At 54.1% G+C, this 26,207-nt stretch carries 24 protein-coding genes; 8 read left to right on the forward strand and 16 right to left on the reverse strand.

The genetic code is table 11. From position 1 onward, the window contains the following. Positions 1 to 153 precede the first annotated feature (153 nt). The 3 genes from aspS to LG323_RS03495 all read right to left on the reverse strand — a co-directional run bounded on the left by aspS (position 154) and on the right by LG323_RS03495 (position 3,337). A complete protein-coding gene (aspS, locus tag LG323_RS03485; RefSeq protein ID WP_404419079.1) occupies positions 154 to 1,926 on the reverse strand; it encodes an aspartate--tRNA ligase in 1,773 nt (590 codons plus the stop codon). Between the two features lie 89 nt (positions 1,927 to 2,015). Beyond that, complete coding sequence (locus tag LG323_RS03490) at positions 2,016 to 2,276, reverse strand: zinc ribbon domain-containing protein (protein WP_310695714.1); 261 nt, start codon at positions 2,274 to 2,276, stop codon at positions 2,016 to 2,018. 113 nt (positions 2,277 to 2,389) lie between these two features. Further along, complete coding sequence (locus LG323_RS03495; RefSeq protein ID WP_404419081.1) at positions 2,390 to 3,337, reverse strand: LysR substrate-binding domain-containing protein; 948 nt, start codon at positions 3,335 to 3,337, stop codon at positions 2,390 to 2,392. A gap of 169 nt (positions 3,338 to 3,506) precedes the next feature. Between LG323_RS03495 and LG323_RS03500 the strand changes: the two genes are divergently transcribed. Both LG323_RS03500 and LG323_RS03505 read left to right on the forward strand, forming a co-directional pair. Continuing rightward, a complete protein-coding gene (locus LG323_RS03500) occupies positions 3,507 to 4,820 on the forward strand; it encodes a peptidoglycan DD-metalloendopeptidase family protein (RefSeq protein ID WP_404419083.1) in 1,314 nt (437 codons plus the stop codon). An 82-nt stretch (positions 4,821 to 4,902) separates the two neighbouring features. Then, the gene (locus LG323_RS03505) at positions 4,903 to 6,612 is read left to right on the forward strand and encodes a proline--tRNA ligase (RefSeq protein ID WP_404419085.1); all 1,710 of its coding nucleotides are present in this window, start codon (positions 4,903 to 4,905) and stop codon (positions 6,610 to 6,612) included. Positions 6,613 to 6,706: 94 nt separating this feature from the next. Here LG323_RS03505 and LG323_RS03510 read toward each other — a convergent pair whose 3' ends face one another. After that, positions 6,707 to 7,090 (reverse strand): hypothetical protein, encoded by a 384-nt coding sequence (locus LG323_RS03510; protein ID WP_404419087.1) that lies wholly within the window; start codon positions 7,088 to 7,090, stop codon positions 6,707 to 6,709. A 225-nt stretch (positions 7,091 to 7,315) separates the two neighbouring features. On the opposite strand from LG323_RS03510, the gene LG323_RS03515 reads away from it, so the two are divergent. Further along, positions 7,316 to 9,184 (forward strand): diguanylate cyclase, encoded by a 1,869-nt coding sequence (locus LG323_RS03515; protein WP_310695719.1) that lies wholly within the window; start codon positions 7,316 to 7,318, stop codon positions 9,182 to 9,184. 9 nt (positions 9,185 to 9,193) lie between these two features. Then, positions 9,194 to 9,547, forward strand: a complete 354-nt coding sequence (locus LG323_RS03520; protein WP_404419089.1) for a hypothetical protein — start codon at positions 9,194 to 9,196, stop codon at positions 9,545 to 9,547. On the opposite strand, the gene LG323_RS03525 is transcribed toward LG323_RS03520, so the two are convergent. Next, a complete protein-coding gene (locus tag LG323_RS03525; protein ID WP_404419091.1) occupies positions 9,457 to 11,352 on the reverse strand; it encodes a protein kinase in 1,896 nt (631 codons plus the stop codon). The two genes, LG323_RS03520 and LG323_RS03525, sit on opposite strands and share 91 nt — an antisense overlap. Positions 11,353 to 11,443: 91 nt before the next feature. Between LG323_RS03525 and LG323_RS03530 the strand changes: the two genes are divergently transcribed. After that, positions 11,444 to 12,217 (forward strand): DUF3750 domain-containing protein, encoded by a 774-nt coding sequence (locus tag LG323_RS03530; protein WP_404419093.1) that lies wholly within the window; start codon positions 11,444 to 11,446, stop codon positions 12,215 to 12,217. On the opposite strand, the gene LG323_RS03535 is transcribed toward LG323_RS03530, so the two are convergent. From LG323_RS03535 to LG323_RS03560, 6 genes are read right to left on the reverse strand one after another with little or no spacing between them, the layout of a single operon-like run. Then, positions 12,214 to 13,275, reverse strand: a complete 1,062-nt coding sequence (locus tag LG323_RS03535; RefSeq protein WP_404419095.1) for a hypothetical protein — start codon at positions 13,273 to 13,275, stop codon at positions 12,214 to 12,216. The genes LG323_RS03530 and LG323_RS03535 overlap by 4 nt on opposite strands. Before the next feature lie 33 nt (positions 13,276 to 13,308). After that, on the reverse strand, positions 13,309 to 14,703 hold the full coding sequence (gene rlmD, locus LG323_RS03540) for a 23S rRNA (uracil(1939)-C(5))-methyltransferase RlmD (RefSeq protein ID WP_404419097.1): 1,395 nt from the start codon (positions 14,701 to 14,703) through the stop codon (positions 13,309 to 13,311). After that, positions 14,700 to 15,575 (reverse strand): bile acid:sodium symporter family protein, encoded by an 876-nt coding sequence (locus LG323_RS03545; protein ID WP_310697627.1) that lies wholly within the window; start codon positions 15,573 to 15,575, stop codon positions 14,700 to 14,702. Before LG323_RS03545 ends, rlmD begins: the two co-directional genes overlap by 4 nt. Further along, entirely contained in the window at positions 15,568 to 16,143 is a 576-nt protein-coding gene (locus LG323_RS03550) for a hypothetical protein (RefSeq protein WP_404419100.1), read from the reverse strand. Before LG323_RS03550 ends, LG323_RS03545 begins: the two co-directional genes overlap by 8 nt. Positions 16,144 to 16,162: 19 nt before the next feature. Then, positions 16,163 to 17,014, reverse strand: a complete 852-nt coding sequence (yghU, locus tag LG323_RS03555; RefSeq protein ID WP_404419102.1) for a glutathione-dependent disulfide-bond oxidoreductase — start codon at positions 17,012 to 17,014, stop codon at positions 16,163 to 16,165. After that, positions 17,011 to 18,081, reverse strand: a complete 1,071-nt coding sequence (locus LG323_RS03560; protein ID WP_404419104.1) for an alkene reductase — start codon at positions 18,079 to 18,081, stop codon at positions 17,011 to 17,013. The genes yghU and LG323_RS03560 overlap by 4 nt, the downstream gene beginning before the upstream one ends. A 174-nt stretch (positions 18,082 to 18,255) precedes the next feature. Between LG323_RS03560 and LG323_RS03565 the strand changes: the two genes are divergently transcribed. Continuing rightward, entirely contained in the window at positions 18,256 to 19,527 is a 1,272-nt protein-coding gene (locus LG323_RS03565; RefSeq protein ID WP_404419106.1) for an NAD(P)/FAD-dependent oxidoreductase, read from the forward strand. Positions 19,528 to 19,641: 114 nt separating this feature from the next. After that, positions 19,642 to 20,964, forward strand: coding sequence for an MATE family efflux transporter (locus tag LG323_RS03570; RefSeq protein WP_404419108.1), 1,323 nt, complete (start codon positions 19,642 to 19,644; stop codon positions 20,962 to 20,964). On the opposite strand, the gene LG323_RS03575 is transcribed toward LG323_RS03570, so the two are convergent. Then, the gene (locus LG323_RS03575) at positions 20,941 to 21,192 is read right to left on the reverse strand and encodes a hypothetical protein (protein ID WP_404419110.1); all 252 of its coding nucleotides are present in this window, start codon (positions 21,190 to 21,192) and stop codon (positions 20,941 to 20,943) included. The genes LG323_RS03570 and LG323_RS03575 overlap by 24 nt on opposite strands. A 117-nt stretch (positions 21,193 to 21,309) precedes the next feature. On the opposite strand from LG323_RS03575, the gene LG323_RS03580 reads away from it, so the two are divergent. Next, positions 21,310 to 21,720: an ArsC/Spx/MgsR family protein gene (locus LG323_RS03580; RefSeq protein WP_404419111.1), complete on the forward strand. Its 411-nt coding sequence runs from the start codon at positions 21,310 to 21,312 to the stop codon at positions 21,718 to 21,720. Between the two features lie 4 nt (positions 21,721 to 21,724). On the opposite strand, the gene LG323_RS03585 is transcribed toward LG323_RS03580, so the two are convergent. The 4 genes from LG323_RS03585 to LG323_RS03600 all read right to left on the reverse strand — a co-directional run bounded on the left by LG323_RS03585 (position 21,725) and on the right by LG323_RS03600 (position 26,183). Further along, positions 21,725 to 22,201, reverse strand: a complete 477-nt coding sequence (locus LG323_RS03585; protein WP_404419113.1) for an NYN domain-containing protein — start codon at positions 22,199 to 22,201, stop codon at positions 21,725 to 21,727. Positions 22,202 to 22,231: 30 nt separating this feature from the next. Further along, positions 22,232 to 22,681, reverse strand: a complete 450-nt coding sequence (locus LG323_RS03590; RefSeq protein ID WP_404419115.1) for a universal stress protein — start codon at positions 22,679 to 22,681, stop codon at positions 22,232 to 22,234. After that, the gene (locus tag LG323_RS03595) at positions 22,647 to 24,272 is read right to left on the reverse strand and encodes a BCCT family transporter (RefSeq protein WP_404419117.1); all 1,626 of its coding nucleotides are present in this window, start codon (positions 24,270 to 24,272) and stop codon (positions 22,647 to 22,649) included. Before LG323_RS03595 ends, LG323_RS03590 begins: the two co-directional genes overlap by 35 nt. Before the next feature lie 84 nt (positions 24,273 to 24,356). Continuing rightward, positions 24,357 to 26,183: an ABC transporter ATP-binding protein gene (locus LG323_RS03600; protein WP_404419119.1), complete on the reverse strand. Its 1,827-nt coding sequence runs from the start codon at positions 26,181 to 26,183 to the stop codon at positions 24,357 to 24,359. Positions 26,184 to 26,207: the final 24 nt, after the last annotated feature.

The following is a 26,207-nucleotide window of genomic DNA, read 5'->3' on the forward strand; positions in this document are numbered from 1 at the left end:
GCAAGTATTCAGGCTTCGCCTCCACACTTCGCGGCAAGGTTGTCCGCGCCCAGCTTTACAGGGATGTAAAGCGCGGGTGTTTATACTCATGGATGTATAGCCACCCGGAGAGCGGACTGCCTTGCAAAAGCGAAGTATTACTCCAGACTTTGCTTATTGCTCAGCCTGAGGCTTAGCCCGCAACCGCAAATTCAATTCTTTCAGTTGCGCCTGGCTGACTTCGCCGGGCGCATCGGTCATCACACAAGCCGCTGACTGGGTTTTCGGGAAGGCGATCACTTCACGGATGGACTGGGCTCCGGTCATCAACATCATCAGGCGATCCAGGCCAAAAGCCAGGCCGCCATGTGGAGGTGCACCGAATTTCAAGGCATCCAAAAGGAAACCGAATTTTTCCCGCTGTTCGTTTTCATCAATACCCAGCACCTTGAATACAGCGGCCTGCATGTCCTGATTATGAATACGAATGGAACCCCCACCCAACTCAGTGCCATTCAGCACCATGTCATAGGCGCGGGACAACTGCTCGCCAGGGTGAGCCTGCAGTTCTTCCGAAGTGCAAAGAGGTGCAGTGAAAGGGTGGTGCAAAGCGGCCAGGCTGCCGTCACTGTTCTCTTCAAACATGGGGAAATCAACCACCCACAGGGGTGCCCAGTCCGCGGTATAAAGATCCAGGTCTTCACCCAGCTTGCAGCGCAGGGCACCCAGAGCTTCATTAACGATTTTGGTTTTATCCGCGCCGAAGAAAATGATGTCACCATCTTCTGCACCCACACGATCCAGAAGCTCTTCAACGACCCCTTCCATAAACTTGACGATCGGGGATTGCAGACCTTCCAGCCCTTTGGCACGTTCATTGACCTTGATCCAGGCCAGACCTCGTGCGCCGTAGATCCCCACAAACTTGGTGTAGTCATCAATCTGCTTGCGCGAAAGCTCCGCTCCACCTTTGACTTTCAGGGCCGCAACACGGCCTTTGGGGTCTTTAGCCGGGCCGGAGAAAACCTTGAAGTCAACATCAGCCATCAGATCGTTGACATCCACCAGCTCCAGTGGAATGCGCAGATCCGGCTTGTCGGAACCAAAGCGGCTCATGGCTTCAGAATAGGGCATGCGTGGGAAATCACCCAGATCCACTTCTTTGGCTTCCAGGAAAATTTTACGAATCATGCCTTCAGCAACGGCCATGATGTCATTTTCTTCGACGAAAGAGGCTTCTAGGTCAATCTGGGTAAATTCCGGCTGACGGTCAGCACGCAGATCTTCATCCCGGAAGCACTTGGCAATCTGGTAGTAGCGATCAAAGCCGGACACCATCAACAATTGTTTGAACAGCTGCGGGGACTGGGGCAGAGCAAAAAAGTGACCGTCATGGGTACGACTAGGCACCAGGTAATCACGCGCACCTTCGGGCGTGGCCCGGGTCAGGATGGGCGTTTCAATATCCAGAAAGCCTTGCTCTTCCAGATAGTTGCGAATCTGGTGAGTCACGCGTGAACGAAAGCGCAGCTTCTCGGCCATTTCCGGACGGCGCAGATCAACGTAACGGTATTTCAGGCGAACGTCTTCACCGACCTTGCCGTGTTCATCCAACTGAAAAGGCGGGGTATCAGCCGTATTCAGCACTTCAACGCCCTTGGCCAGCACTTCGATTTCACCCGTGGGCATATTGGGGTTAACCGTGCCTTCAGGGCGATGACGAACCAGGCCGGAAATTTTCAATACATATTCATTGCGGGCACGATCCGCACGGGCAAAGGCTTCTTCAGTGTCCGGGTCAACCACTACCTGGGCCAGACCATTGCGATCACGCAGATCAAGAAAAATGACCCCGCCATGATCGCGGCGGCGATGGACCCAACCGCAAAGTTCAACTTCCTGGCCTAGATGACTTGTGTTCAAGTCGCCACAGTAATGGCTGCGCATAGAAAAATTCCTGTTAGCTGTTCGTTCGAATAAAGGTTCAATGAAAATGAAAAGCAGGGCCAAAGCCCTGCAAGGTTAAAGCCGGAAACTTAGGCCGCAGGTGCTGCTGAAGGGCCTGAATCGCCACTTCCCGATGACCCGCCAGAATCGACCAGATTCTTTTTGTTGCCGCTCTTGAAGTCGGTTTCATACCAGCCACCACCGGCCAGACGAAAACCAGCCGCTGAAATTTTGCGTATCAACTCAGGTTTGTTGCACTCGGGGCAGTCCCTGGGGGGTTCTGCACTCATTTTATGCATGACTTCAACTTCATGGCCGCAGGCCTGGCACTGATATTCGTAAATGGGCATTGCTGTTTGCCTCAACTGCTAGGGGTTAAACTCAGAGCTTAAAAAGCAGGTTTTAAAATGGGGGAGCTTAGATTCCATTTCAAGGGGCAGCATTATAGCCTAGAGGACACCCATTACGCCAAGGCCTGTTCTTCGACGATGACCTCAGCCTGAGCGGAATCACTGTCCAGCCTTTGCCAGAGACGTTCCACCAGCGGCTTGTGCACCAGGGTACAACGATAAAGACGAACTTCCAGGGGAATGATCCACTGCTCGCTGCCGCAAACCAGCAGCTGGCCTTCATTCAACTCGCGTTCGATGCTCAAGCGTGGAATCCAGGCCACACCCCGACCCTGCAAAGCCATGCCCTTCAGGCCTTCAGCCATGGCGGTTTCATAAACGGTTTTAAACTGCAGGGCAACCGGTTTCTGACGCAACAGAAGACGCAAGGATCTTTCCAGAAAAGCTCCCTGGGTGTAGGCCAACAAAGGAACCTGTTGCTCTTCCAGAGTATCCAGCGAATGCAAGGGCTGGCCTGTTGAGTCCGGGGCACAAACCGGCAGCATTTCAGTGGCTCCCATGCGCAGTGATGGAAAGTGTGCATGATCCAGTTGCAAAGTACCCAGAGGATCATGGTAAGCCAGCATCAGATCACAACGCCCTTCGCGCAAGGCATGGGTGGCCTCACCAACATTCATGGCTGTCATGCGTGAATTGATTTCACCCACCACCTTTTGCAGTTTATCCAGCCACTGGGGAAAGAAGTTGAATGCCAGAGAGTGGGCGACAGTGAATTCCAGCAGTTGCCCAGCGGCAGGGTCGAGTCCTCGCAGGTGGCGCAAAGCTTCACCCAGCTGTTCCACCACATTTCTGGCGGTAATCAGGAACAGCTGACCGTCGGCTGTCAGTTCCAGAGGTGATTTACTGCGATCCACCAGCCTTGTGCCCACCACCCTTTCCAGCGACTGAATCCGCCGACTGAAAGCTGGCTGGGTGACAAAACGTCGCTTGGCCGCCTTGGAAAAACTGCGCGTTGCCGCCAGAGCCACAAAATCTTCTAGCCACTTTACTTCTAAGTTCACAATACTTTCTCGAAAAAAAGAAGTATTTTAACTGATTGCGCCCCGACTTAGTGCATCAGACTGTTAAATATTTGCTCCAAACTTCTTAGCAATTGTTATAGCATAACACTTGCTGAGTTGCTTATTATCTCCAGCCTTCTTTTCTCGGCCTGGATAACTTAGGATCACCATGCTCAAACGCTTTCTTGCCCACCATCGCTTTTCTGGCTTGCTGCTCGGACTAAGCGGGACCCTGGCCTTGGCACTTCTGCTCTTCTGGATGGGCAGCAAGCCGCAGGAGGAAGAACCCTATCTCCCTTCCGATAGCGAGATCATGGCGGCTCTGGAAGCGACGGATTTCCACAACTCCCTGATTCCTCCTTTGACACCACCCCCTGATTGGGACAGGTACACTCTGCAGCCCGGTGATCGTCTATCCCACCTGTGGCAACAAAAATGGCACCTGCCAGTCAGCACGCTTTATCAACTGCTCGACCAGGAGGGTTCCAGCCACCTCAACCGCATCCATCCCGGTCAGCACATAGAATGGCTGGCCAGCCGTGATGGTCAATTGCTGGCTTTGCGCATCTGGCGCACCCGGGCTGAAGGCGTGGAATGGCAGCGCGAGGAGGAGGGCTTCAGTTTCAGTGAACTGACCACTCAACGTGAAGTTCGCTTGCTGCGCCTGGAAGGCACTCTTGATGGTGCCCTTTCCAACAGTCTCAGCTCCATGCCGGAGATTGCCGGTCAGGAAGGAGCCATAGCCGCAGCCCTGGATCGCCATCTGCCACTCAGGCGGGATGCCCGCAATGGCGACACCTTCAGCCTGCTGATCGAACAGGAATGGCTCAGTGATGATCCCACCCCCTACTCCACCCGGCTTCTGGCTTTTGATTACCAAGGCGACCGCATGCAGATACGTGCAGCCCGCCACCTGGATGATGGCCGCTTTTACACCCCCGATGGGGTCAGCCTCATACCGCCCTTCGACCGCATCCCCCTGACCCGGCGTTACCGGATCAGCTCGAATTTCAATCTCAACCGGCTTCACCCCATCACCGGGCGAACCAGCCCCCACCATGGAACTGATTTTGCCACCCCGACAGGAACAACCGTGGTTTCTCCGGCCGATGGTCGGGTCGTGCGCGGACGAACCCATTCCTTTGGGGGCAAATACCTGGTGATTGATCACGGCCAGGGCTACATCACCCGTTATTTGCACCTGCGGCGTTTTCTGGTCAATCAGGGAGAGTCGGTCAAACGCGGCCAGCCGGTTGCCCAGTCGGGCAATACCGGGCGCAGTACCGGCCCGCACCTGCATTATGAGCTGCATATCAACGGTCGCCCCGTTGACGCCATGCGGGTTGAGCTACCCAGTGTGGAAAGCCTGGAAGGTGAGGCACTGGATGAGTTTCTGCAGCACAGCGAAAAGCTTTTTTCCGGTTTGGACAACCAGCTGCATCTGGATAAACTGGCGCAGCTGCTGCCCAACCAACATGAATAGCTGCTGGTAAAAGCAGGCCAAATACCAGACAATTCACACGACACCCGCTTCTATAACGATCAACCGAAGGTATCCACGATCCATGCGCGCTTCACAACTTCTGATTGCCACTCTCAAGGAAACCCCCAATGACGCCCAGGTCATCAGCCACCAGCTGATGCTGAGAGCGGGTCTGGTTCGCAGCCTCGGCTCCGGCCTTTACACCTGGCTGCCGCTGGGACTGCGCACCCTGCGCAAGGTAGAGCGTATTGTGCGTGAGGAAATGGACAAATCCGGTGCCCAGGAAGTACTGATGCCGGGTGTGCAGCCTGCTGAACTCTGGGAAGAGTCAGGCCGCTGGGAAGAATACGGCAAGGAGCTGCTGCGCCTGCATGACCGCCACAACCGTGAATTCTGTGTCGGCCCCACGCATGAAGAAGTCATCACCGACATGGTGCGCAAGGAATTGCGCTCCTACAAGCAACTGCCGGTCAATTTCTACCAGATACAAACCAAATTCCGCGATGAAATCCGCCCCCGCTTTGGCATCATGCGTGCACGTGAATTCATCATGAAGGATGCCTACTCCTTCCACCTGACCCAGGATTCCCTGCAGGAAACCTATGACGTCATGCATGCCACCTACAGCAATATCTTTACCCGTCTGGGTCTGGATTTCCGTCCGGTCATCGCAGACAACGGCTCTATCGGTGGCACAGGTTCACACGAGTTTCATGTTCTGGCTGATTCTGGTGAGGACGATATCGTCTTCTCGGACTCTTCCGACTATGCCGCCAACATAGAAAAAGCGGAAGCCCTGCCTCGTGAAGCAGAACGTGGACAGGCCAATGAAGAACTGCGTCTGGTGGACACCCCGGATGCCAAAACCATTGCCCAGTTGGTTGAACAGTTTGATCTGCCGATTGAAAAAACCGTGAAAACACTGGTCGTCAAGGCTGCCGAAGGCGGCCTGATTGCCCTGATTATTCGCGGTGACCATGAACTCAATGAAATCAAGGCCAGCAACCTGCCCCAGGTCGCAAGTCCACTGGAAATGGCCAGCGACGAAGAAATTAAGGCCGCAATCGGTGCCGGCCCCGGCTCTTTGGGTCCCATCAAGCTGCCTATCCCCTGCGTTATTGACCGCTCCGTGGAAAAAATGAGTGATTTCGGTGCCGGTGCCAACATTGAGAGTCAGCATTACTTTGGCATCAACTGGGAGCGCGATCTACCGCTGCCAGAAGTCGCGGATCTGCGCAATGTCGTGGAGGGCGACCCCAGCCCTGATGGTCAGGGTAGCCTGCTGATCAAGCGCGGTATTGAAGTCGGCCATATCTTCCAGTTGGGCACCAAATATTCAGAGAGCATGAGTGCCACGGTTCTGGATGAAAACGGCAAGTCGGTTCCGCTGATCATGGGTTGTTACGGTATCGGTGTCACCCGGATTGTCGCCTCGGCAATCGAGCAGAACCACGACGACTCCGGCATCATCTGGCCCAATGCCATCGCACCCTTTGAGGTGGCCCTGGTGCCCATGAATGCCCATAAATCTGAGCTGGTACGGGAAACCTCAGAACAGCTATATCAGGATCTGAAGGCTGCCGGTATTGACGTACTGCTGGATGATCGTGATGAGCGCCCCGGCTCCAAGTTTGCCGACCTGGAGCTGATGGGCATCCCCCACCGCATCGTCATTGGCGAACGCAGCCTGAAAAACCATGAACTGGAATACAAGGGTCGCCGTGATAAAAAGGCCAGCATGATCCCTGCAAACGAGATTCTTGCCTTTATTCAGGAACAACTGGCCCGATGATTCAGCTATGCGCCCTCCTCACCGGAGGGCGCAACACCTGGGAAACCCCTGATTCACGTCATGAGCGCAATAGTTAGTCAGGGGCTTTCCAGTCTTAAAGACCAAAACGCCCCAGATAATAAATCACCCCAATCAGTGAAAAACCAAAAATAATAATCAGATTAACCCTGATGGAATCTTCCTTGCGCTTAATGCGAAAGCTATTGAAAACCAGGCCCGCTCCCGAGAGCAGCATGATCAGCAACATCATAAAAAAAGCATAACGGAAGGTTGCCACATCCCAGTAGGGATTAACCTTCAGCCCCAGCCAACGATCAAAGAAGGTTTCCACTTCGGGGCGTGCCTGATCAATCAACAAGAGGGCCGGAAGCATCAAGGCCCAGGACACAAAGCCAAATACTGAAATCAAATGCAAAACGGGATCGCGGCGCTTGCGCCTGTCTCGCCCTACATGTCTTTCTACTCTTTGGTCTGACATGACCCCATCTCCTAAAATAAGAGTTGTTACTGAATACAGAGGATGATAGGCGAAAACTCCAACCCCGTACATCATGTATCTTTTTGTTAAAAATACCAAGTTATCTCAAAGTTTCCCAATGAAAGTGGAGGTACAGGCCTTTCATTTTTCGTTAAAATAATGTAAATATTTGTACTCCAAATTTATAGCTGGAAACCCCCAATAATAAACAAGGAAGAGCTCAACGTGCTCAAGCTTCAAACCAAAACCATGCTGGCCCTGGCTTTCGTCATGCTGATCCTGACACTAGTGATCACCATTGCCAGTCTGGCCTCCTTTCGTGACTTTTCAATACGCGCAGCCACTGAACATACCCGGACAACGGCTGAATTGATTCGGGTCGCTCTGACTGAATCCATGCTCAACGGCACCATGCACAAGCGTGACTCCCTGCTTGAACGCATTGCCCAGGTGGAAGGGCTGGATGAAGCCAGGGTAATCCGTGGCCCTCTGGTTGAAGAGCAGTTTGGTGATGGTCTGGAGATGGAATCCAACCCCGATCCCATGGATTATCAGGTTCTGCAAAGTGGCGAACCCGTTTATTCCCTGGTTGGCGGACGTTTTTCACCTGATTTTCGGGCCACCATTCCCTACATAGCCACCAGCACCGGCAACGTTAATTGCCTGAATTGTCATGCGGTGCCTGAAGGGTCCGTTCTGGGTGCAGTAACCCTTACAGCCTCGATTGACCATATGCGCAAAGCTGCAGTTCTCACCGTCTCTGTTCTGGTGGTTGCTGTGGTGTTCTTTGCAGTGGTCTCCCTGCTCTTTTTACGGCGTATGCTGCAGCCCCTGGTCACCACGGCCAATGAAATTGAATATGCAGTCAAAAAAGCCAAGTGCGGTGATTTTAGTGTCCGGGTCACCCAGCGCAGCAATGATGAAATTGGCACTATTGCCCAGCACTTCAACAGCCTCTCGGATGGCATCATCAGCAAACTCAGTGAGATTCGCCGCAATGTCGCGCATCTGGTGCAATCCAGCCCCAATCAGAAAGGTGACCTGCTGGCCGATACGGCTCACACGGTGTCCGGGCTGGTTCGGGTTGCCCAGTTCAAGCAGGCTATTGAGGAAGATGAAAGCAGCGAAGAGGTTTTTCAGCGCATTTCAGAAGTCATCCAGGATGTTTTCCAGTTTCCCAACTATTCCATTTATGAGGTGGATTACAACAAGAAGCTGATTAACACGATTAACGTTGACGGTATTGCCCAGTCACCCACCCAGTGGTGCTCCCCGGACATCAATGAAAAATGTACAGCCTGTCGTGCGGTACGCACCGGCCACTTCATTGATGGCACTGAAAACAACCTGATCTGCCGCTCCTTCGCCCCTGAAGCCCGTCAGGCAGGCAAAACCTATCTCTGCCTGCCCGTTATCCAGTCAGGGGGTGTCGGCAGTGTCATCCAGCTGGTTTTAAACAACGAAAAAGAAGTCGAGGAAGCTCAGACTGCCAAGCCTCTGATTGAGTCCTATCTGCGCGAGGCGGCACCGGTTCTGCAAGCCAAGCGCTTGATGGCCAGCTTGCGGGAATCAACTCTTAATGATGCCATGACAGGCCTGCGTAACCGCCGCTTCCTGGAGGAGTATTCCGATACTCTGGTGACCCAGTGCAAGCGACGCGAAACCCCCATGACGCTGGTCATGATGGATCTGGATTATTTCAAAACCGTGAATGACACCTACGGCCATGATGTCGGGGATTCCATTCTCGTGGATCTGGCCAATATCTTTAAGGCCAATGTCCGTGAATCGGATCTGGTCATCCGTTATGGCGGCGAAGAGTTTTTGATCATTCTGCTGGACACGGATGCCGAAGGCGGCTTCCTGGTTGCTGACAAGATTCGCAAAGCGGTGGAAGAGCACCAGTTCCAGGCGGGCAGCATTCTGCTCAACAAAACCATTTCTGCCGGTCTGGCCGATTATCCCAATGATGGTCAGGCCTTCTGGCAGGTACTTAAATATGCGGATGTTTCCCTGTATGCTGCCAAGGACAACGGGCGTAATCAGGTTGTGCGTTTTACGCCTGACCTTTGGGTGGGAGCTGAAAAATACTAGGGAGCCACCTTGCTGCATTTGTTTGAACGTTTAGCGGCTCGCCTGGGCCTTCTGCGCCCGGTGAGCCTTATCACCGCCGTAATAGGCCTGCTACTGCTGGCCGCCAGTCTGTTTGTGGCCGATTTTCAACACTGGCTGATGCCGGGGTTTCTGCTCTTTCTCTGGTCTCTGCTGGGTTACAGCTTTTTAACCCTGTTTCGTAGCCTGCCTGCTCCGCCATCAGCTCAGGAAGGCCTTTTTGCGCGCTGGAAAGGCAAATTGGTCCGAGGCGCTTACTGGCTGTTGGCCCTGGCCTTTTTACTGCTGACACTGGGTGTTCTGGGTATGACGCTGCGGGGGCTGGTGATTTTTTTCAGCGGATAAAAGTCATCCGCAAGAGCGTCAATTTTTTCCAGCCTGCGGGTATTTTTGTAGGGCATCTTCATAAACCCCGAAACCCCCAGGCCGGTGATCTGGGGAATCGCTGCCTTGATGCGCTGTAAACAGGCTTTCAACTCTTCTTCGCGCTCGGCATCCAGAAGCACATAGTAGCTGTGTACCTTCAGGTGCCGAGGCAAAACCTCAAAAATAATCAACCCGGTATGGCGCAGTTGGTTCAAGATCGCAATTTCGCGCAGAATGGCCTGGGGCAGCTGCAAAAGCTCATCCGGATCTTCACCGTCCTCAAAATAGGAATGGCTGCGACTGGGATCTTCCACGACAGGAGCTGGCTGCACTTCATAAGGCAATTGCCAGTCATCCGGGGGGATAAACGGCTGTCCGGGATCTTCCCTTTCCAGGTGACGGGTTGCCCTGGCATCAAACATGCAGCATTTGAAGACCCCTTCCTGACGGTCAATGGCCTGAGCCAGAGTGGTCAGATTATTGACCGAATCCACAAAGGACTTTTTCAGCGCTGGATCATGCAGCTTCAGGCTGGAATCCACCAGTAAACCCTCCTTCTGCCAGTGAATCGCCAACCCACCCAGCAGCGGATATTTGCCCAGGCGACTGACCGCGGCCAGAAAAGCCTTTTCGGTGGCTCCCATCCCCTGCATGAAGTTTCGATAATATTTATCCAACTCCACATCATCCACCTCGGCCAGCACCCCCAGATCCACCTGCTCCTGGCGCAAGAAGCTTTTGCGGGAGCTGTAAACCACCGTCTCCAGATCCTCTTTGCTATCGGCCACCCAGATGGGCAAGGTTGATCGCGATTCCGGCTCTTGCAGCTCGGGAAGCAACCAGCGACGCAGATAATGACCCTGGCTCAGCATTCTATCGCCCGCTGCTCGCCGGGTCGGCAGATCACCCGCCAGCATCGCCTGCAGGGTCTCGGCAAAGGCCCGTGGCAAACCCAGGGAGGTGGCGGGAATGGCCTGATAGCCATAACGGCAGGACTGGGCTGATGCCAATGCATAGAGGGTGGCGGCCATACCCTGCTCATCAAAACGCGGGGAGCTTAAATGGCCATTCAGTTGCTCATCACCTATAAAGAAAATATCCCCCAGGCGAGCATTGGTTTCTCCGGCCTGCCCACCGGCCAGACCCAGAGAACCGGTGCCCACTGGCTGCCCCTGAGCATCCAGCTGGGCAAATATACTGGAACCCCAATCCACCAGTTTGATGGTTTCGGTTTGCGGGTCAAAAACCAGGTTGGATGGCTTGATATCACCATGAACGACCGGCATTTCACCCTGGTCACCACAATGCTGGCGAAGTGCCTGCAGAACTTCGACCAGTTGCCAGGCAATCTTGACGACCAGACGGGCCGGTAAACGGCCTTCACGCAGAGAATACGCATCCAGATCCAGACCTTTGGCCCGCTCCATCACCAAGACAGACTGGCGCGCCAAACGGGCGTATTCAAACAACCGGGGGATAAAAGGATGCCGGACCCTGGCCTGCATCCAGGCCTCTTCCTCCAGGCGATCCTGCACCTTTTGCGGCAGATTGATACGGGAAAACTTGAACACATAATCCAGGCCTGTTTCCGAGCGACCTCCGAACACAAACCCAAAAGCCCCCTTGCCCACCAGCTCTATATCGCTGAAACCCAGCTGGGCCAACTGGTCTTCACAGAGCTGTATCCAGTCTTTGATCTTCTGGGCATCCTCATGGCTCATCAGATAAATGGATTGCTCTTCATTGATATAAAACTGTTGCAGCAGGGAGGAGGAGTTGCGCATAATTTTCTGCCTTCAGGAGCCTTAAGGGCCATTCTAGTTCATACTGGGGCCATGACCTAAAACACCCGCCGATACAGGGAGCAGGGAACTCATGTTTGTCACTTTGAAATGGCTGCTGCGAACGGGCTTTTTGCTGGCGGCCTTACTCTCCGGGCCGCTTTTGATGATGGCCTGTTCAGGCAGTGGATCTTCTTTGCACTGGTCGGAAGCCGACCGCTCCAGCACCGGCATGGCACCGACTCCAGAAGAAGCTTCCGAGGCTCTGGTTCAGGTGTATGCAGCCAGAGCTTTTGGCTGGCGCAGTCATTTTGCCGTACACACCTGGGTGGCCACCAAGGAAGCAGAAGCCGATACCTGGTATGTTCATGAGGTGATGGGCTGGCATTCCACGCCGGTACGCTCGACTCCCGACCTACCCGACCGTTCCTGGTACGGTGCCCAACCCAGACTACTGGCGGAATTGCGAGGCCCCAAGGCGGCCGAGGCGATTTCAAACATCCAGAAGGCAGTGGCTTCCTACCCTTATCCGGATCGTTATCAGGCCTGGCCGGGGCCCAACAGCAATACCTTTACCGCCTGGGTGATTCGTGAAACTCCGCAACTGGCACTGGTTTTGCCCAATATCGCCATAGGCAAGGATTATCCGGCTCCCTCTGTTTTTGCCTCCACCCCCAGCGACAGTGGCTATCAAGTTAACCTGGGCGGAGTTCTGGGAGCCAGCCTGGCGCTCAAAGAAGGCCTGGAAGTCAATGTTCTGGGGTTGAATCTGGGGATCGACCCCTGGCACCTGGGAATCAAGCTACCGGGCATCGGCCAACTGAGCCTGCGTGATCCCTGGCCAGAGCCACCAAGCACTTCGCCCTAATCGAGCAAATTCAAACGCCGGGTCGGCCAGTGCAGGGTGGCCGTACGTCTAATCATCTTTTGCCCCAGCTCAGGCAAGGCTTCCTCAATGACCCGTGCAGAAAAATCCGCCATGAAGCGGGCTTTCAGCTCCGCTCTGGCTGCATCCGGGCCCGGTTCAACATAGGGCGCTGAAGACAACAACAGGAAGCCATCATCGGGGATTCGCCCCTTTTCCATGTTGTTGCGGATAATCCCGGCGGCCTTGAGCAAAGGATCCGACAGATCAGGACTGTAAGGGCCGATAATCAAGGCCACATTGGGGGCGTGTAGAAAATCAAAGCCCCGTCCGACGCAGATCATCCATTCCCTGTGCTCAATATCCAGCTTGCGTTGCAGGGAGCGCATTTCCCGGATATGACGGATATTACCTTCCACCAGGGGCAAAAAATCATGCCGCACCTGGGCGGGCATATCCGGCAGGAGTCTTTCCAGACGTGCTGGCAGGCTTTCCACAGCCTCCTCAGTCAGAGTGGAAAGGTCCAGTTGCCGATCATCCGAACTGTGAAGTATCAAGGCATCTTCATCGGTTTCAAAACCACAGACCAGGGGATACACCGTCTGATGGCCCTGTCCGAAAATGGCCTCCACCTGCTGACGGATTTCGCAGGCATGCTCCAGGGCCGCCTCACGGTTGCAGTCAAAACCGGCACAACCCCGCGAGGGTTCACCTCGGGAATAGTGGTAGGTAATGATGATCAGCACCCGTCGACCCTGCTGAATGGCCTCCAGAACACTTTGCTCCAGCAGATCACCCATATAGGGCCAGCCGAGATCAAAGATCCCGCCCAGGTTGCGAAAAGGACGGATAATCCCCAAAGGGGTCTGGGTGGCATGCGGTAAATGCAGACGGCCATCCATGCATTTCAGAGCAATGATATGCGTGGGGTGTTCAGCCTGATAACGTTGACGGGCCAGATAATTTTCAGGATCGCAAAACTGTTGGGAGTGCTTGCGACTCAGGTTCAGCAGCCAGTCCAGTCGCTCCTGAATGGGTTGAGTGTGAATGGCTCCAGGCATTGTTGTTACTCTCCTGTAGGAAAAAGTCTCTGGTTAACAGCGGGCAAAGAGGGCCATACTCTCGACATGGGCTGTCTGTGGGAACATCTCCATAATGCCCAGGCGAGTCAGTTGGTAGCCCTGGCTTTTCAAGGTTTCCGTATCTCGAGCCAGGGTCGCGGGGTTGCAGGAAATATACAACAGCTTATCAGCACCCAGCACCTGGATGTCCTTGCACACTGAATCAGCGCCTGCCCTGGGCGGGTCCAGCAGGACAAGATCCCAGTGCCGATCAGCAAAGGCCTGCTGGCGAAGGGGTAGGCTCAGATCGGCTGCCAGAAAACCGGCTTTACTTGTCAGGCCGTTCGCTTCGGCATTGGCGGCTGCCCGCTCCACTTGACTTTGCAGGGCTTCAACACCCAGCACCTCTGCCGCCTTCTGCGCCAAAGGCAGACTGAAGTTGCCAAATCCACAAAACAGATCCAGCACCTTTTCATTGCCCTGAAGATCCAGCCAGATTAAAGCCTGGGCCACCATCTGACGATTGATTTCAGGGTTGACCTGAATAAAATCACGGCTGGAAAAAGCCAGATCCAACCCCTGCAATTTATAGCCAAAAGGATGAGGGCCAGGATCAGCCTTCACACAGGTCAATTCCTGATCATCCTGAAAGAACAGTAAAACGTCCGCTTCAGCCGCCCAGTCCTGCCACAATCGCTGATCAACCGGACTCATTCTGGCCCGGGAACGCAGCAGACGCACCACCAGACCCCGTCGGGTTTCTCCCTGAATCAACTCCAGATGCCCCAGATGCTTTTTGCCTTCCAGCCTGGGCAGAAATTCATAGAGGGAGGGTAACAATGACTGCAGCCCTGGCTGTAAAACCCGGCACTCCGGGGTTGCCGTCACATAGGGGGAATTTTTTTCCCGAAAACCCAGCAGCAGACGACCATCCTTGCGCCATTTCACACCCAGGCGGGCTTTGCGACGATACTCCAGCGGACTGCCCGCCAGAGGGGCCACCATGGCCGACTCGGGAAACCCAAGCAATTCGGCAACCAGTTGCTGTTTGAATTCCAGCTGGGCCGGTTGCTGCAGGTGTTGCAACTGACAGCCGCCACAGCTGGCATAGTGAACACAGGGGGGCGATTGGCGTTGCGGTGAGGCCTCCAGCAGCTGATCCAGCACGGCGTCATCATAGCGACTGTGAGTCCTGCTGACCTTGACGGTCACCCACTCGCCCGGCAAGGCTCCTTCGACAAACACCGTCTTGCCTTCAGAATTGCGAGCCACACCCCGCCCTTCATGGCTCAGACGCAGAACATGCAGGGCATTCGGGTGCTGGTCAGCAAAGGGGTTAGCCATTGGCTGGGCAGCTGCCGCTGAAGGTGTCGCTGTCTGTTCAGGCTTACGGGACTTCTTGCGAGGCTTACTGAACAGGCTGCTCATGAAACGGCTTCCTGACGTTTATCCTTGCGCAGCATAGCCAGGGTAAAGAGGGTTGCCGTGACAAACATCAATAAACTGTAGACGCTGGGTGCCACAGACATCGCAGAACTCTGCAGTATGCCCGTAGTCACCAGCAGAGCCAGGGTTCCGTTCTGCAAGCCCACTTCGATACTGATGGTGCGGGACTGGTCTTCACGATGCAGCAACCATTTGCCCAGCAAATAACCCAGCAGCATGGTACTCAGATTCAGCGCCACCACCGCCGGGCCGGAAATCAGAATGTATTGCCAGAGATCAGCGCCCAGATCCACGGCGATGGTCAGAATCAGCAGCCCCAGTACCAGAACCGAGAAAAAACTGATTTTCGGCTCAAAGCGTTGCGCAAAAGCGGTCCAGCGTGCGCGGGTCGCCATACCAATCAGCACCGGGATCACCGTAATCACCATCAGTTGCAGCCAGGTTTTGAAAATCGGCAACTGGAATTGCGGGTCGACATCACTGTAATGATTGATTGCCCAGGCACCCAGAAAGGGAATGGTGAAAGGCGTGATAAAACCAATAATCGCCGTCAGGGAAACCGACAAGCCCACATCACCCCTGCTCAGAAAACTGTAGAGGTTGGAAGTCACCCCACCAGGGCACAGGGACAGAATAAACAGACCTATGGCAATTTCACCCCTCAAGCCGAAGACGGAGATAATCAGCAAGGCAATCAGGGGCAGCAGGACCAACTGGGCAAAGGCACCCAGAAAAAAAGCACGCGGTTGCTGGAGAACTCGCTTGAAATCCAGGGGAGCCAGCGTCAAACCCACCCCCCACATGATAAAAATCAAAGCCAGGGGCAAACCGATTTGGGTCAGAGTTTCAAACATGGTTCAGGGACTCGGTTGGTTGTTGTTTATCCAGACAATACAGGTAAAAGGGGGATTGATGCCAGTCTGGAAGCTGCCAGGTATGCAGCGGGGAATACCCCGGCAGGGAGAAAAAGTGACTGAGTAAAAAGCGGGGCCTGGAGTCCAGATGCTCCAAACGTGCAGCCAGTTTGTGCATCGTGGGCCGTACCAGGTAGCAGATCAGCAAATCCGCCTGGGAGAGATCCGCCTGCAGAAAGTTACGCCGATAGAGCTTGAGATTATCCAGGCCCAAGAGTTTTTTGAGCAACCAACTGACCAGCCAGGGGAAAAAAGAAAGCTCATAGCCAATCACCTGATGCTGCGGAAAACGCCGGGCCAGAGGCACCACCAGATGCCCCCAGCCTGACCCCAGATCCACCAGGGTCCGGGAAGCTTGCGAACCCAACAGCTGCTGGGTTTGCTGGATAATAAAATGCCGGGCAGCCAGATGACTGGGTTGCGGGGATATGCCTGTTATCAGGGTCGAGGTGACCACAGAAATCAACACCAACAAGACCAACAGGCCCACCACCCACAACCCTGACATCCCTACTCCCTGACATTATTTACTTTTGCAGCTGGGCAAAATCCGCAGCACTGTGGCGCTCATGCAGCTGTTCACTTTCCTCACCCCAGGTGCGGTTGACCTTGCGTCCGCGTTGCACCGCAGGGCGGGCATCGATGGCCTCAGCCCAGCGCTTGACCTGCGTGTAGCTGTCCACCTGGAGAAACTCGGCGGCATCATACAGACGTCCCAGCACCAGAGCACCGTACCAGGGCCAGATCAGCATATCAGCAATCGTATAGTCTTCACCGGCCATGTAGGTATTCTCAGCCAGATGCCGATCCAGCACATCCAGTTGACGTTTGACCTCCATGGTGAAGCGATTGATGGGGTATTCCAGTTTTTCCGGAGCATAGGCGTAAAAATGCCCGAAACCACCCCCCAGCATGGGGGCCGCACCCATCTGCCAGAACACCCAGTTCATGCATTCAGTACGGGCTTGCAGATCCTTGGGCAGAAAGTGACCAAACTTTTCTGCCAGATAAAGCAGAATCGAACCGGATTCGAACACCCGCAGCGGTGGATTCTGGCTGTGATCCACCAAGGCTGGAATTTTGGAGTTGGGGTTGATCTCGACAAAACCCGAGCCGAATTGATCGCCCTGGGTGATATCGATCAGCCAGGCATCATACTCCGCTTCCTTGATCCCCAGTTCCAGCAGCTCTTCCAGCATCACTGTGGCTTTGACACCATTGGGCGTGGCCAGGGAATACAACTGAAAAGGATGCTTGCCCACCGGCAATTCCTTGTCATGGGTGGCACCTGCCTCAGGGCGATTGATGTTGGCAAACTTACCGCCATTGCCTGGCTCCCACTGCCAGACTTTGGGTGGGGTGTAATCTGAAGTGCTCATGCATTTCTCCTTGGATAATCGGTGTAACCCTCAGTACCTTGAGTGTAGAAGGTTTTGGGATCAGCCTGGTTGAGTTCTGCCCCCTCCTGAATACGCTCCGGCAAATCCGGGTTGGCAATAAAGGGAACCCCAAAAGCCACGGCATCCACCTGCCCCTGGCTCACCGCTTCTGCAGCTTCCTCGGGACTATACCCCATATTGACGATGAGATTGCCCTGATACTGCTCACGAAACGGTGTAATGATATCTGCCTGCTGCTCACCCTTGAAGTCAGCACGCATCAGGTGAACATAGGCCAGCTGGTAACTATTGAGCTGCTTGGCCAGCCAGGTCATCAGACCAACGGGGTCTTCATCTTTCATGCTGTTAAAGCTGTTCAGAGGTGAGAAGCGAATACCAATGCGGTCTTCACTCCAGACCTCTGCCACGGCTTCTATCACCTCCAACAGCAAGCGGGTACGGTTTTCCACACTGCCGCCATAAGGGCCATCACGATGATTGGCGCTGGTGCGTAAAAACTCATCCAGCAGATAACCGTTGGCGGCATGAATTTCCACGCCATCAAAACCGGCTTCACGGGCATTTTCAGCGGCTTTGGCAAAGCCTTTCACGATATCCGGCAACTCTGCATCTTTCAGAGCCCTGGGTTCTGGGTAATCCAGCTTACCTTCGGGTGTATTGGCCTTGTCACTGGTGATCGCCAGAGCACTGGGTGCCACCGGCTGTTTGCCATCATTGAGAACCGGGTGGCAGGTGCGACCGCCGTGCCAGATCTGCAGAAAGATCTTGCCGCCCTCGGCATGGACGGCATCCGTCACTTTTTTCCAGGCGGCAACCTGGGCCGCTGAATAAATACCCGGCTCCCGCCAGAAGGAGGAATTGCCCTCCATTGCCATCGTTGCTTCGGCAATGATCAGACCCGCCGAGGCCCGCTGGGCGTAGTAATCAACCATCATCTCGGTTGGCACATGATCCTGGTCGGCCCGGCAACGAGTCAACGGAGCCATGAGTACCCGGTTGCTGATCTCCACTGCACCCAGTTGCAAGGGGGTGAAAAGATTGCTCATAAATACACTCGCCTTAAAGTTGATGGTAAAGCATCTAGGTGGGGGTAAAAGGTGTCCTCTACAAGGCCTCAGGCTCAAAAACCATCAGAGACTAATTTTAACTTTACTAATATAAGGTTATACCACTAGTATGTAGGGACAATCGATACAACAATAACAAGAGGAGACCAGATCATGGCTCATGTTGTAATTCTGGGAGCAGGCACCGGCGGCATGGCAGCTGCTTACGAGTTGCGTCACAAGCTGGACAAAACTCACGAGGTCACCGTCATCAATGAACGGGATCACTTTCAGTTTGTACCCTCCAACCCCTGGGTGGGCGTCGGATGGCGGGATTCCAAAGACATCAGTTTCCCCATTGAACCCCACCTCAAAAAACACAAAATCAACTTCATCGCCCAGCGCGTTGACAAAATAGATGCTCAGGGCAACAGCCTGACCCTCGCCAACGGTGAAAGTGTCGGCTATGACCACCTGATGATCATGACCGGCCCCAAACTGTCCTTTGAAGAAGTTCCCGGCTCCGGCCCTCATGGCGGCCACACCCAATCGGTTTGCACCCTGGATCACGCCCAGGCTTCCTACAAAAATTTTGAGGAACTCTGTGAAGACCCCGGCCCGGTTGTGGTCGGTGCCATGGCGGGTGCCAGCTGTTATGGCCCCGCCTATGAATACGCCTTCATCCTCAACAAGGAACTCCAGAACCGCAAGGTGCGCGACAAGGTGCCCATGACCTATGTCACCAGCGAGCCTTACATCGGGCATCTGGGCCTGGGTGGTGTGGGGGATTCCAAAACCCTGCTGGAGTCCGACCTGCGCAACCATCACATCAAGTGGATCTGCAATGCCAAGGTCACCCAGGTTGAAGAAGGCATGATGTTCGTGGATGAGTACAATGAAGCAGGCGAGGTCATCAAACAGCATGAGCTACCCTTCAAGCACTCCATGATGCTGCCCGCCTTCAAGGGAGTTGATTGTGTTGCTGAGGTGCCTGATCTGTGCAACCCACGCGGTTTTGTCAAGGTGGACGATCACCAGCGCAGCCCGGTGTATGACAACATCTGGGCCGCCGGGGTTTGCATTGCCATTCCACCCGTGGAAAAAACCCCGGTTCCAGTCGGCGTTCCCAAAACCGGCTATATGATTGAATCCATGGTCACGGCCATCGTGGAAAATGTCCATGCCGTACTCAATGAGGAAGAACCCACTTCCCAGGCCACCTGGAATGCCATCTGCCTGGCGGATATGGGGGATACCGGTGCCGCCTTTGTGGCCCTGCCGCAGATACCCCCGCGTAATGTCAACTGGTTCAAAAAGGGCAAGTGGGTTCACGTCGCCAAGGTCGCCTTTGAAAAATACTTCATCCGCAAGATGAAAACCGGCAACCACGAACCCTTTTATGAAAAACAAATCCTCAAGATGATTGGTGTGGAACGCCTCAAGTAACCTTCCATTTCAGGGGTTTTCCCAAGCGAAGGCCCCTGAACTCCCGAATGGCTTGCAAAAACACCTAAAAGCCCTACCCTGTGTTTTTCCCAACCTCAGCCATTTCACTGAACCATGCTCCTGTTCAACAAGCGTCCACCCGCCCAGACCGGTTCCCTTTTTCGCCTGGCCTGGCCTTTGCTGCTTTCCAACTGCACCGTGCCCTTGTTGGGTCTGGTGGACACTGCCGTGCTCGGGCATTTGCCGGATGGCCGCTACCTGGCAGCCGTTGCTCTGGGTGCGGTCATCTTCAGCTTTCTTTACTGGGGGTTTGGTTTTCTGCGCATGGGCACCACAGGCCTGGTGGCGCAAACCTGGGGGCAGGAAGACAGAAAAGCTTTGGGACGGGTCATTTTTCAGGCGCTGACTCTGGCCCTTCTTCTGGGATTGGCCCTGCAACTCCTGCGTCCCTTTATTCCAGGCTTGTTGAGCCTATTGGACAGCAGCCCCGATGCCCGCCTTCTGGCCAGCGATTATGTCGCCATTCGCTTGTGGAGTGCACCTGCCGTACTCATGCAGTATGTGGTTCTGGGCCTGGCTATCGGCCTGGGTCGCACCGGAGTTGTTCTCTGGCTGCTGATACTGGGTAACGGTATAAATATCCTGCTGGATCTCTGGTTTGTGATGGGGCTGGGCCTGACCAGCAATGGCGTCGCCTTCGCCAGTCTTATTGCTGAAACTTCAGCTGCTGCTGTGGGATTGATCTGGCTGGTGGTTACCTGTAAAGCCCTGCAAATCCCCTTGCAGCGGCCTGTACCTGACCCTGCTAGCCTTAAAAAGCTCATTCAGGTCAACAGTGATCTTTTCATCCGTACTCTGGCTTTGCTGCTGGCTCTGGCGTTTTTTACCCGTCAGGGTGCTGCTCAGGGCAATGAGGTGCTGGCGGCCAATGCCGTACTCATGCAACTGGTGATGCTTTCCAGTTATCTTCTGGATGGCTTTGCCCAGGCTGTGGAAGGCCGTTTTGGTACTGCCTTTGCCCGCAGCCACCGTGAAGCCAGGGAAGTCTACAAAGCAGGGCTGTTTCTTTCTGTGATGACCGCTACAGCCATCACCCTGGCCGCCTGGCTGGGTGGCCCCTGGCTGATTCAGCAACTGACCGACCTGGAAGACATCCGCCAACTGGCCACCACCTATCTACCCTGGTTGTGGCTGATACTGCCTGTCTCCCTCTGGTGTTATCTCTATGATGGTGTGTTCATTGGGGCCACCTGGACAGCCGCCATGCGCAACAGCCTGCTGATCGCCCTGGTTGGCTACCTCTTGGCCTGGTGGCTATTGCAGGATTACGACAATCACGGCCTCTGGGCTGCATTTCTGGTATTCAATGCCTTGCGGGGGCTGACCCTGGGATGGGTGTTCAGAAAGCGTTTCTCACTCACTGTCACCAAACAATAAATCATCAATTTCGCGCATGATGAACCCATGATCGGTGATATTGTGCGTCAAATGCCGAGCTTCCTCTTCGGTGTAATGATGCAGGTTAAAACTGATCTCACCGGCCGCTTCACCGTCATAAAGCAGTTTAACCTGCAACAACCAGTTTTCAGCCTCTGCCGCAGGCTGTAACTCCATCACCGCTCGCAGATGACCTTCCAGATGACTGATTAAATGATAAGTGCCCATACGGCCTCCCCTTCAAAATAGCTGAGGCCATGCAAAAAATGCGCCCGCAATGCTCAGTTGTCTTGGTATGTCTTTTGCTGAACCGGAGAAGACTTTTCACTTTTCGGAAGGGACTCAATGGCTCGCATTGTTTTTTATGAAAAACCCGGCTGTATTAACAACACTCGCCAGAAGCAGCTACTGCAAACATCAGGGCATGAGGTGGTGGCCTGCAACCTCTTGACCGAACCCTGGACTTCAGCGCGGTTGCAGTCTTTTTTCAAGGACTTACCTTTAGAGCAATGGTTTAATCCAGCAGCACCCAGAATCAAGCAGGGTAAACTTGTGCCTGCCTCCTTGACCGAAGAAGAAGCACTGGCGCAGATGCTGCAAGACCCCCTGCTGATCCGGCGACCTTTGATGATCAGTGAAGGGCGCCATTTGGTTGGTTTTGATCTGGCCGAAGTCAAAGCCTGGGTGGGATTGGATCAGCAGGATACCAACATAGATGTAGAGACTTGTAGGAAGTCTCACACAACACCACCCTGAATCTTCAATTGAGCAAAAGATCCTTTTCTATCGGGATGAACTGATTTGCAGCCTTGACCAGGGAAGCCGAAGTTAATTGAGCAACACCATAAACTTCGACATCATTGCCGTTCTCTTTGCGCAATTTATCCACCAGAAGGTCAAAGTCACCATCCCCGGATACCAGGGCAACCACATCCGTTTCCTTTGAATACTCCAAGGCATCAATCACGATGCCTACATCCCAGTCTCCCTTTGCCGAGCCATCGAATCTTTGGATAAAAGGCTTCAACTTCACTTCAAATCCGATAGCACGCAATATATTTTGAAATTCATGCTGCTTCTGGTCACCCCGGTCGGTGGCATAAGCAATCGCTTTAACAACCTGTCGATTTGCGGTAACCCGTGACCAGAACCTGTTGTAGTCGAAATTACGCTTAAACACCTGCCGCGTCGTGTAATAAACATTCTGCACATCCACCAGAACCACTACTTTTTCCATAATTGCATTTCCCTTCGGCAGTCTCACCCGTTATTCGGGAGGATCATTGGCTTTCTCCAACGACGGCAATACAAGCACCGGACAGGAGGCATTGACTGAAACATACTCAACCGTTGCCCGACGCAAGGGCCAGTGGCCACTACTGCCACGGGAAACCAGAATCATCAAATCAGCGCAAAGCTGGCCCGCCAGGCTCAGCAGCTTTTCACCGGTATTTCCTGCGATGACATGCAGGTTGGCATGACTGTTTTTCGGCAGATATTTCTGGACCATTTGATCCAGGGTTTCCCGAACCGCAGCCTCTTTATCCTCTGGTGCTTCTTCTGTCACGTAAGGGAAGAATCCACCCCCGCCGGGGCTATACACACTGGCAAGATGCAATTCACCCCCTTCTGCCAGCATTTCCATGGCCGTTTCCAGAGCACGTTTTCCTTCGCCATCGTCTTCAGGATCTATCGCGATCAAAAGTTTTTGATACATATTCGCTCTCCTGTTTCGTTTCGGGCGCTACCTCCACCTCAGCAAAAGCTCGCCCTTGAACCAACTCATTCACGCTGTAGCCACGATAATCCGCCCGAAGTGCCCTGAACAACGCCACTGCCATGAAAATCAGCAGGATACAAAAAGGCAGCCCCAGGGAAGTAATAACGTTTTGCAGTGCATCCAGCCCCCCTGCCAGCAACAAGGTGGCCGCAATACCACCCTGGGCTACCGCCCAGAAGATACGCTGGCGCACCTGGGAAGGCTGATCATCCCAGCGAGTCAGCATATCAATGACCAGAGAGGCGGAATCTGAAGAGGTGGTAAAGAAAATCGTGATAATCACCACGCTCAACACTGAAGCCAACTCAGCCATTGGAAATGCATCCAGAAAGGCAAAAACAGCGACAGATGGGTCTTGTTGAACCTGCTCGGCCAATTCAACCTGTCCGCTCATCTCCAACTGAATAGCCGATAACCCGAAAATTCCAAACCACACCAGAGTGAAGACTGTGGGTGCAAACAGAACCCCCGCCACAAACTCACGGATCGTTCTTCCCCGGGAAATCCGGGCAATAAAAATGCCGACATAGGGTGCCCAGGCAATAGTCCAGGCCCAGTAGAAGAGAGTCCATTGACGCTGCCAGTCCGTTTCCTTGAAGGTTTCTGTCCAGAAGGCCAAACGGGGCAAGGCATCAAGATAGCCACCCACGCTTTGAACCATGCCTTCGGCAATAAAAACACTCGGGCCCAGGGTAAGAACAAACATCAGCAACCCCAACGCAAGCAGGATGTTGAGCTGGGACAGCCTGCGCACGCCCTTATCCAGCCCCAGAGCGACCGAAGTAGCCGCAATGCCGGTAATAACGGCTATTATGATGACCTGAACCAGGCCAGTAGAAGGCGCATCAAACAAATAGTTCAGGCCACTGTTCAGCTGCAGGGTTCCCAGACCCAGCGAGGTTGCCACACCAAACAGGGTTCCCAGCACAGCAATCACATCCACGGCCCAGCCCCAGGGCCCAAATGTTCGTTTTCCGAGGATGGGATAGAACAAGCTGCTGATACGCATGGGCAGATTGTGCCGGTAGGCAAAGTAACTAATGGCCAGCCCCGGCATGGCAAAAATGGTCCAGGTGTGCAGACCAAAGTGATACAGCGCCAGGCTCATGGCATCACTGGCCGCCTCCTCTGAACCCGGCTCCACCCCTTCAAAAGGCGGATTGGCAAAGTGGGAAATAGGTTCTGCCACACCCCAGAACATCAGGATGGTCCCGATGCCGGCAGCAAACAGCATGGTAAACCAGGTCAAATTGGAATAATCAGGCAGACTGTCATCCGTTCCAAGACGGATATTCCCATAGCGACTCATGGCCAGGCCCAGCAGGAAAATCAACAGGCCGCTCACAGCAAGAATATAAAACCAGCCCAGAGAATGAGCAACCCAGCCAGTCAACAGCCCAAAACTTTCAGCAACAATTTCGTTAAACGGAATCGCCAAAGCCACGAACAGGGCAGCAATCCCTGCCGAGGTAAAAAACACCCCAGGTATCGTCTGCAGCCCCAGCAGACGTTGCAAGCGTTCCAGCATTTCGGCCCCTGTTTCCTCAGAATGAATCGACAAGAAGCCTTACGCTATCACACGCAACCAGCGGAGGAACAGGTGTTAAACCCGCTAATCCTCCGCCAGAAAACCGCCCGACTGACGCGCCCAGAGCTGGGCATAAAGACCCCCACTGGCAATCAGTTCTTCATGGCTGCCGGTTTCCACTATATGACCCTGATCCATCACCACCAGGCGATCCATCTGGGCGATGGTGGACAGACGATGGGCAATGGCAATCACTGTTTTGCCTTGCATCAGGCGATTGAGGTTATCCTGAATGGCTGCTTCCACTTCCGAATCCAATGCCGAGGTGGCTTCATCCAGAATCAGAATCGGCGCATCCTTCAGCATCACCCTGGCAATCGCAATCCGCTGACGCTGCCCACCGGAAAGCTTCACACCCCGTTCGCCGACATGAGCGTCCAACCCCTTGCGCCCCTTGATATCCTCCAGCTCGGGGATAAAGGCATCGGCCTGAGCCTGTACAGCGGCCTGCCAGACGTCTTCATCCGTGGCATGGGGTTTGCCGTAACGAATGTTATCCCGCACCGAACGGTGCAACAGCGAAGTATCCTGGCTGACCATGCCAATCTTGGCGCGCAGGCTGTCCTGCTGCACCTCGGCAATGTTCTGACCGTCCACCAGAATGCGCCCGCCTTCCAGATCATAAAAACGCAGCAGAAGATTCACCAGAGTGGATTTTCCGGCACCCGAGCGCCCCACCAGCCCCACTTTTTCACCGGGCTTGATATCCAGCGACAGCTTTTCAATCACCCCGGAGCCCTTACCGTAATGAAACTGCAAAGCATCAAAATGAATGCCACCCTGCGCCACCTGTAAGGGCGGTGCCTCAGGCACATCCTCAACCACCTGGGGTTTGGAAATCGTGCCGATGCCATCCTTCACAGTGCCAATGTTTTCAAACAAGTAAGCCACTTCCCACATAATCCACTGGGACATACCCGACAAGCGCAACACCAGACCCAGCGCCACGGCCACCGCACCGACACTGATCAGCTCCCCCAGCCACAACCAGATGGAAAGACCCGCCACCGACAGCAGCAATAATGAATTCAGCAGGTAAAGACTGGTATTAAAGCCGGTCACCAGCCGCATCTGACGATGCACCGTCACTAGAAAATCATCCATGCCTTCACGGGCAAACGTGGATTCGCGCTGGGCATGGGAAAAGAGCTTCACCGTCTGGATATTGGTGTAGGCATCCACCACCCGCCCGGTCATGATTGAACGGGTATCGGCCTGCTGCTGGGCCACCCGCCCCATTACCGGGATGAAATACCACATCAACAGGATGTAACCGGCCAACCAGACCAGCAAAGGCCCCACCAAACGCAGATCGGCAAAAGCCACAATCGCCAGCGTACCGATGAAATACACCGAAACGTAGTTCAGGACATCAATCAGCTTGATGACACACTCACGCACCGCCAGCGAAGTCTGCATCAACTTGGTGGCAATGCGCCCGGCAAACTCCTCCTGATAAAACGCCATCGACTGCTTCAAGAGATAACGATGCACCGACCAGCGAATACGCATCGGGTAGTTGCCCATCAACACCTGAAAACTCAGCAAGGAATGCAACAACACCATCAGCGGCAGACCAAGAATCACCAGCGCCATACCCAGCAGCTTCCAGCCTTCGGTCGCCATAAAGGTTTCGCGGTTTTGCTCCGAAAGCCAATTGACCACATCGCCCAGAAAACTGAACAACCACACCTCAAGCAGAGCAATACTGGCCATCAGCACAGCCGTGACCGCTATCCAGGGCCAGGAACCTCGAGTGAAATACAAACAAAACCCCAGCAAAGAACTCGGCGGCTCCTGGGGTTCTTCAGGCGGGAAAGGATTCAGACGGGACTCAAACCAGCGCAACATGAGCGGCTTCCTGGAAAAATGAAA

Origin of the sequence: Marinospirillum sp., from assembly GCF_044810985.1 — a bacterium.
Classification (GTDB): Bacteria; Pseudomonadota; Gammaproteobacteria; order Pseudomonadales; family Halomonadaceae; genus Marinospirillum.